The organism is Methylobacterium sp. WL119 (assembly GCF_008039875.1).
Classification (GTDB): Bacteria; Pseudomonadota; Alphaproteobacteria; order Rhizobiales; family Beijerinckiaceae; genus Methylobacterium.
On sequence record NZ_VRUU01000215.1, the window covers coordinates 1 to 1,922 of the forward strand.

The following is a 1,922-nucleotide window of genomic DNA, read 5'->3' on the forward strand; positions in this document are numbered from 1 at the left end:
GCCCCCTCGATTTTGGACGGTTTGTCCGAGACGTCCGCGTTGCGGTTGCTTCCGGAGAGCGATCTCCGGGCGGTGGCGGACGCGGTTCGCTCGGAGATGATCGAGGCCGTGTCGGTGACGGGCGGTCATCTCGGGTCGGGGCTCGGGGTGGTCGAGCTGACGGTGGCGCTGCACCACGTGTTCGACACGCCCGACGACCGGATCGTGTGGGACGTCGGGCACCAGGCGTATCCGCACAAGATCCTGACCGGGCGGCGCGAGCGGATGCGGACGCTGCGCCAGGGCGGCGGGCTGTCGGGCTTCACCAAGCGCTCGGAGAGCGAATACGACCCGTTCGGGGCGGCGCATTCCTCGACCTCGATCTCGGCCGCCTTGGGCATGGCGGTGGCGCGGGACCTGCACGCGGCCTCGGAGAAGGCCAAGGGCCACGCCGAGCCCAAGCGCCGCAACATGATCGCGGTGATCGGGGACGGCTCGATGTCGGCGGGCATGGCCTACGAGGCGATGAACAACGCCGGCGCGCTGCATTCGCGGCTGATCGTGATCCTGAACGACAACGACATGTCGATCGCGCCGCCCGTGGGTGCGATGTCGGCCTACCTGGCGCGGCTGGCGTCGGGCGGGGCGTACCGGGGCCTGCGCGAGACCGCCAAGCAGCTCGGCAAGCTGCTGCCGAAGGCGATCTACCAGCGGGCGGCGCAGGCCGAGGAGTTCGCCCGCGGGCTGATCGTCGGCTCGGGCACGATGTTCGAGGAGATGGGCTTCCACTACGTCGGGCCGGTGGACGGGCACAACCTCGACCACCTGCTGCCGGTGCTGAAGAACGTGCGCGACTCGGAGCAGGGCCCGATCCTGCTGCACGTGGTGACGCAGAAGGGCAAGGGCTACGCGCCGGCGGAGGCGTCGGCCGACCGCTACCACGGCGTGGTGAAGTTCGACGTGCTGTCGGGCGTGCAGACCAAGGCCAAGGCCAACGCCCCGGCCTACACGCGGGTGTTCGGCGAGAGCCTGATCAAGGCGGCGGATGCCGACGACAAGGTGGTGGCGATCACCGCGGCGATGCCGGGCGGCACCGGGATCGACCTGTTCGGCAAGGCGCATCCGGACCGGACCTTCGACGTCGGGATCGCCGAGCAGCACGCGGTGACGTTCGCCGGCGGCCTGGCGACGGAGGGCTACAAGCCGTTCGTGGCGATCTACTCGACCTTCCTGCAGCGGGCCTACGACCAGGTGATCCACGACGTGGCGCTGCAGAACCTGCCGGTGCGCTTCGCGCTGGACCGGGCGGGGCTGGTGGGGGCCGACGGGGCGACGCATGCGGGGGCGTTCGACCTGGCGTACCTGTGCTGCCTGCCGAACATGACGGTGATGGCGGCGGCCGACGAGGCCGAGCTGGTGCACATGGTGGCGACCTGCCACGCGCACGACGACGGCCCGATCGCGCTGCGCTACCCGCGCGGCGAGGGGGTGGGCGTCGAGATGCCGGAGGTGGGCGTTCCGCTGGCGATCGGCCGGGGCCGGATCGTGACGCGGCCCGAGGGCGCGCGGGTGGCGCTGCTGTCGCTGGGCACGCGTCTGTCCGAGGCGCTGAAGGCGGCCGAGACGCTGGAGGCGGCCGGCATCGCGGTGACGGTGGCGGATGCGCGCTTCGCCAAGCCGCTGGACGAGGCGCTGATCCTGGACCTGGCGGCGAGCCACGAGGTTCTGATCACGCTGGAGGAGGGCTCGCGCGGCGGCTTCGGGGCGCAGGTGCTGCACCTGCTGACCGAGCGCGGCGTGCTCGACGCGATGCGGCTGCGGGTGCGCACGATGACCCTGCCCGACAGCTACCAGGACCACGACAGCCCGGACAAGATGTACGCCGAAGCCGGCCTCGACGCCGCCAGCATCGTCCGGAAGGTCGAGGACATCCTCCCCGAGCG

The 1,922-nt window shown here is 71.3% G+C and carries 1 protein-coding gene; it reads left to right on the top strand.

Annotation, left to right across the window (positions count from 1 at the left end; all coding sequences use genetic code 11):
• Window positions 1-12: 12 nt before the first annotated feature.
• The coding region (dxs, locus tag FV227_RS28475; RefSeq protein ID WP_243949252.1) for a 1-deoxy-D-xylulose-5-phosphate synthase at window positions 13-1,922 on the top strand (1,910 nt) is incomplete at its 3' end.